Source organism: Pseudomonas asplenii (assembly GCF_001293465.1).
GTDB classification, from domain to species: domain Bacteria; phylum Pseudomonadota; class Gammaproteobacteria; order Pseudomonadales; family Pseudomonadaceae; genus Aquipseudomonas; species Aquipseudomonas fuscovaginae_B.
Map to the genome: position 1 here is coordinate 1 of NZ_JSYZ01000064.1, position 5,393 is coordinate 5,393.

General features: G+C 56.8%; 6 protein-coding genes. 4 read left to right on the forward strand and 2 right to left on the reverse strand.

Translation table 11 applies throughout. From position 1 onward, the window contains the following. Window positions 1–243 (forward strand): hypothetical protein (locus tag PF66_RS33335; RefSeq protein ID WP_206542438.1); only part of this gene is annotated, 243 nt, incomplete at its 5' end. A gap of 82 nt (window positions 244–325) precedes the next feature. Here the strand turns inward: PF66_RS33335 and PF66_RS31615 are convergent. Next, a complete protein-coding gene (locus PF66_RS31615; RefSeq protein ID WP_054064908.1) occupies window positions 326–1,072 on the reverse strand; it encodes an SDR family oxidoreductase in 747 nt (248 codons plus the stop codon). A gap of 97 nt (window positions 1,073–1,169) precedes the next feature. Between PF66_RS31615 and PF66_RS31620 the strand changes: the two genes are divergently transcribed. From PF66_RS31620 to PF66_RS31630, 3 genes are all read left to right on the forward strand, one after another. After that, entirely contained in the window at window positions 1,170–2,072 is a 903-nt protein-coding gene (locus PF66_RS31620) for an AraC family transcriptional regulator (RefSeq protein WP_054064909.1), read from the forward strand. Window positions 2,073–2,688: 616 nt separating this feature from the next. Next, window positions 2,689–3,030, forward strand: a complete 342-nt coding sequence (locus tag PF66_RS31625; RefSeq protein WP_206542439.1) for a hypothetical protein — start codon at window positions 2,689–2,691, stop codon at window positions 3,028–3,030. Further along, a complete protein-coding gene (locus PF66_RS31630) occupies window positions 3,027–3,959 on the forward strand; it encodes an AAA family ATPase (RefSeq protein WP_241494500.1) in 933 nt (310 codons plus the stop codon). The genes PF66_RS31625 and PF66_RS31630 overlap by 4 nt, the downstream gene beginning before the upstream one ends. 477 nt (window positions 3,960–4,436) lie before the next feature. Here PF66_RS31630 and PF66_RS31635 read toward each other — a convergent pair whose 3' ends face one another. Beyond that, entirely contained in the window at window positions 4,437–5,219 is a 783-nt protein-coding gene (locus PF66_RS31635; RefSeq protein WP_054057952.1) for an EAL domain-containing protein, read from the reverse strand. Window positions 5,220–5,393: the final 174 nt, after the last annotated feature.

Sequence of the window (5,393 nt, forward strand, 5' to 3'; positions counted from 1 at the left end):
TGTACCACGCGCTGGCCCGGCAGCTGCTGGACAAAATCGCACCGAGCAACCCTTGATTCGTGTATCGCCATATCGGTGGTGATCGATGAGCCCAGTCGCGGCGATTACTTGGGTGCCAAGGTTGCCGCACGGGTGTTCCATCGCGTGAGTTGCCGGGTGCTGGCGGCTGCCTTGGGTCGATGTAGCCTGTCGCGACAAGCTGCAATCGACCAACGCAGACCTTCGCATGAGTCTGAAAAATGAGGCGCCTATAAAAGTCAGTGACGATTGAGTGAGCCTAAAGATGTAAAGGCTCTGATACACAAGAATTGTCAGACGGCGCACATTATCTGCGCGACTGAGTAACAAGCGCCAAAGCATCTGCCCCCGCTGCAAAACGCAGTTGCCCAGACGTATCGTGTGCCGCACGCCATACGCCTTCGGCTACGTCCTGCTCGAGGGTGTATTGGCCGCTGCCCAACTCGGCGAAAATCGCCTGGGCCATTGGCGCGTAGTCGGCAGGAATCATCCCTGCCATGCGCTCGCTGGCGTTTTCGCTGAAGCGAGTAGTGGGGGCGTAGCCGGGTTCCACCAACTTGGCGCTCACATTGAAGGCCGCCAGTTCCAGGGCCAATGAGCCGGTAAACCCTTCAATCGCCTGCTTGCTGGCGGTGTAGGCGGCGACCAGTGGCATGGGCGCCAGGGTCGCGCTGCTGGTGACGTTGATCACCACCCCACAGCGACGGGCGCGCATTTGCGGGATCACCGCCTGGGTCATGGCTATCGGTCCGAAGGTGTTGGTTTCAAAAATCTCCCGCACTGCGGTCATGGGCGTGGCCTCCAGCGCGCCGAACAGGCCGATACCGGCGTTGTTGACCAACACATCAATAGTCCCGCTGGCCTCAATGGCAGCGGCGATGCTGTGGGGCTGGGTCACGTCCAGCGCGAGGATGCGCAGGCGCTCCGAAGAGGGCAACAGCGTGTTCTGTGGCCTGCGCATGGTGGCGATCACGTTCCAGCCTTGGGAGAGGAAATAGCGCGCGGTTTCAAGGCCGTAGCCGGAGGAGCAGCCAGTGATAAGGACGGTTTTCATGAGGTATTCCAGGCAGTGAGTCTGGTGAAAACGATAACCCTACCCTACTGGACTCACTATAATCGGCTGTCCACATTTCATTCGCAGGAGTCCATTTATGGGCGACCCGCTGTCCGATGTCATCGCGCTGCTCAAGCCGCGTGCGGTGTTTTCCAAAATCATCAGCGGCGCCGGGACTTGGGGCGTGCGCTACTCCGAATTTGGCTTACCCAGCTTTTGCGCGGTGCTGGAAGGCAGTTGCCGGCTTGCCATCGACGGCCAGCCTGAGCTAGTCCTGGAAGCGGGGGATTTTTTGCTGCTGTCCAAGACACCCGCGTTCACCCTCTCGGGGTTCGCACCCGTGCAGCCGTTGGCAATGGTGCCCGTGTATGGCAATACCCATCCCGATGAACTGCGCCACGGCGACCCCGACGCACCGGCCGATGTGCGCCTGTTGGGCGGGCATTTCGACTTCGAGACCCCCGAAGCCTCCCTATTGGTAGCGATGTTGCCGGCACGGGTGCATGTGCGCGGTGTCGAACGCTTGACGACCTTGGTGCGCCTGCTGCGAGAAGAGTCTATGGCGCAGGCGGTCGGGCACCAGTTGATCCTCACGCGGCTGGTGGAAGTGTTGCTGATCGAGGCCCTGCGCTCGATCCCGCCGGAGCAAACGCCCCAAGGCTTACTGCGCGGCCTGGCTGATCCTCGGCTGGCCAAGGCCCTGCGCCAGATGCATGGCGACATTGCCTACGGCTGGACAGTCCCAGAGTTGGCCCAGGTGGCCATGCTTTCCCGTTCGGCTTTTTTCAAACGCTTCATGACCACCCTGGGCCAGTCGCCGATGGAGTACCTGCTAGGCTGGCGCATGACCGTGGCCAAGGATCTGCTGCGTCACACGCAAATGGGGATGGTTGAGGTAGCGGAGGGCGTGGGGTATCGGTCCGCCAGTGCGTTCAGCACGGCGTTTACCCGGCATGTGGGGACGCCGCCACGTCAATACGCCAGAGGCGCTAGCCGCTAGTTTTCATGAACGACTATCAAGTTCAGTCCTTTGAAAAACAGCGGCCTGAATCGAGTCTCTTGTCTGGACAGATCTGGCCGGCAGTTTGTGGCCGAGTGCAGCCCCTCGGGGTAGCACGCGAGGGCTAAGAAGAAACGTATCGGAAGAGTAGTATGACAAACAGCAAAAAGCCGCAACACTGCACGATCTGCGCACGCCTACTCGACAATCCGCAAGATCCGCTATCAGGCAATACCGGCGGGGATTGCTGGGGATGCATAGGTGCTATCGAGGCGCAAATGGGATGCGCAGAGTCGCTCGACTACGTACTGTAGTGGTCAAAAACTCCCGGACACAGAATTGAGTTTTTCTTCCGCAACCGCCGGCGGTGCGAAGCCGTTGTGCTGATGCGGCCGTGTCCAGTTGTACCGCTGCATGAGGTAAGCGAGCCGGTTCCCGTCCATCATCATGGTCAAGGCCCCCTTGATCATACGCAACGCTGCATGATGAGGCCCAAGCTCTATGGGAGCGCAAGGTCCGCATCGCAGCGAGCTCACTGTCGTATCGATCGAGAAACTATTCGACGTGCCTACCGACTGGCTTTATAGTTCCGTTTAGTGGAACAGATGTGACCCGTATGAGCGAATACGAAGTGAATGAGCATGGCGTTCCTCAGTATCCCAAGGGGCATGCTGGACGGCTGTTTGTGACCCTGGCCGCGATCGACCGCCTGGAGCGTGCGACGACTACCAGCGTTGCGGCGTTGACGGGGCTTAGCAAAGGCAAGATTGACGACTACGTGCGAGTACTCAACCTAGAGTTCGGCACACGTATTGTGAAGCAAGGTCCCGAATTTCGTATTGAGTCTTGGGGAGAGGTGTTGAAGCGAGCAGGTGTCAGAAAGGCTCTTCAGGCCCCCTTTGACGGGGCAAACCCGACGCCTACTGAAGCTCAGAATGATCGACAGGAAACCTCATGAATATCAAGAAGCTGCACATAAAAGGCTTTAAGAGCTTGGCTGATTTTCAGCTTAAGGATGTCTCGCCGTTTCTGGTATTTGCAGGTGCCAATGGCTCTGGGAAAAGCAACATTGCCGATGCTCTGGCATTCATGGGGGCAGTCGTCAAATTCGGTGCGTCACAGGCCAGGACGCAGCTTGGAGGTTTTTCTCAGATTCACTGTTACAAGTACCGCAAGGAGCTGCGCACCAGCATCAGTTTCTCCATGGAGGTTGAGCTGGATGGCAACCTCCACGATTACAGCCTCACGATCCGCTCCCTGGACAAGAAACCTCAGTTGGCAGAGATGTTGAAGGTGGATGGCAAACTGTTGATTGATCGACGTCCGGGGGCGGATTTAAAAGTCCAAATGGGCGAGTCGACGGGTCTCCAAAGCCTGCCTGACTACCCGCAGGATCTGGCGGCACTGATGCTGTTGGGGCAGAGTCCACTTCGTGCGTTTTTGACCAATACCAAGGTGTTCCGTATTGATCCGATGGCGGCGAAGGAGCCGGATAGTTCGACCACCGATACCACCGAGCTGGACACTCAAGGGAAGAATGTTGCGTCCATGCTGACTGTCCTTGAGAAGGACCCTGATTTCAGGGACCAAGTCCTGGAATGGATGGAGCTGATCGTCCCCGGAATGGAAAGCCTCTCCACTGAGAAGCAACGCTTGGATGGATCGACGGTCATTACGGTGGGGCTAACCTGCTACCCCATAACATCGAAGCGTTTGTCGATCGACTGGATGAAGCGGGTGCGCAAGAGATTTTCATCCTCACGGACTTGGAGGATGAAGCTCATGTGCAGACGGTCAGAGACCGGGTGTCCCATCAGCGCATTCGCTTTGCGTTTGTGGCCGTCAAGGCACTGGAGGCTTGGTTCCTGGCAGACACCCAGGCCATGAACGCCTGGCTGAAAACTGATGATTTTTTGAAGAAGCGCCGGAGCAAACAGCATAAAAACCCTGGGAGAGAGTCAAGCAGGTTGCTGCACAGCGAGGTGCTCGAGGGCCTGGCAGCAAAGTCGCTCTTGCCAAAAAGGCTGTCACACACTGGGGATTCAGCGTCGAGCACTCATCGGCTCACCCTTCCTGCCCCAGTGCACGGGAGCTGATTGAATTCCTTCGCAATAACCGGTGACCGCCCAGTGCCAGACGTGACGATGCACTGGCTCGAGGCCGTATGACCTGTCGTAAACCGCAAGCTGCTTTGGCGAGTTTGCGACCCTTGGGGCTTGCTTGCATCCCCATGCCTCTGGCCCGTCCGGGGCCGGCTCGCTCCGCTTGCTTGGGACGACTCCGAGACAACGGATGCCAAAAGCCTGGTGATTAATCCGCACTGGGTTCACGAAGGTTAAGTCAAGCTGTTCTATCAGAATAAGATCAAGAAAGCCGCTCAAACAACGGCAACCCATTTATCTGAGGCCGAGCAAATAAATAACCTTGCATCAAATCAATACCCAGCGCCACCAAAGCTTGGCTCTCTTCGTCAGTCTCAATCCCTTCGGCAATAAGCGTAATGCCCAATCGCTTGGCCACCAATACGATGCCGGCGACGATGGCTTGGCGAACCAAATCCTGATTGATTCCCCGAGTGAGTGCCATATCTAGCTTGAGTACAGCAGGCTGAAACTCTGCGAGTAGATTCAGCCCTGAGTAACCCGAGCCAAAATCATCTATTGCAGTGGTGAAGCCCTGTCGCTCGTACTCCTTGAAGATTGACTTCAAGTGCTCGGTGTCTTCGATCCGCTCGCCCTCGGTCACTTCGAACATGAGCAGGTTGGCGGGGAAGTTGAATGTTCGAGTTGCCTCTAAGGTAGCCCGAATGCAAGTGTTGGCACGGTAGACGGCATTTGGCAGAAAGTTGATGCTCAACTTACAGTCTGTCTGCCGCCCCAACCCCAGTGCAGCCGCTTGCTCGATGGCTTTCACGCGACAGGCCTGATCAAAGCGGTACAAATTGTCGGGGGATACCTTGGCCAAAATTTCCCCAGCGCTTTCGCCCTTCAGACCGCGAACCAGTGCCTCATAGGCGAACGGTCTGCCTGAGGGCACATGGATTATGGGCTGGAATGCCATGATAATTTCGAAATCCAGGCTGGCAAGATCACGACATTGGGAGCAACCAATCGCTAAAAAGGGCTGGGGAAAAACAGGCTTGCTCATAGAATATCGTCGAGATCAGGAAGTATGTCTGTGCAGGATGCTCGAATATGCACATTAAGCCAATCTCTTCCCGTCCAATCCATCGACGGATGGACTGACTGCCCAAACGTTTTCGGCCTTGTGCGATCGATAGTCGACGACGGTTCGATACATGTCAACGCCAACCCAAAACTG

Bases quoted from the DNA above. Each gene is read 5' to 3' on its own strand.
- PF66_RS31620 (WP_054064909.1), top strand. From the start codon at position 1,170: ATGGGCGACCCGCTGTCCGATGTCATCGCGCTGCTCAAGCCGCGTGCG.
- PF66_RS31615 (WP_054064908.1), bottom strand. From the start codon at position 1,072: ATGAAAACCGTCCTTATCACTGGCTGCTCCTCCGGCTACGGCCTTGAA.
- PF66_RS31635 (WP_054057952.1), bottom strand. From the start codon at position 5,219: ATGAGCAAGCCTGTTTTTCCCCAGCCCTTTTTAGCGATTGGTTGCTCC.
- PF66_RS31630 (WP_241494500.1), top strand. From the start codon at position 3,027: ATGAATATCAAGAAGCTGCACATAAAAGGCTTTAAGAGCTTGGCTGAT.
- PF66_RS31625 (WP_206542439.1), top strand. From the start codon at position 2,689: ATGAGCGAATACGAAGTGAATGAGCATGGCGTTCCTCAGTATCCCAAG.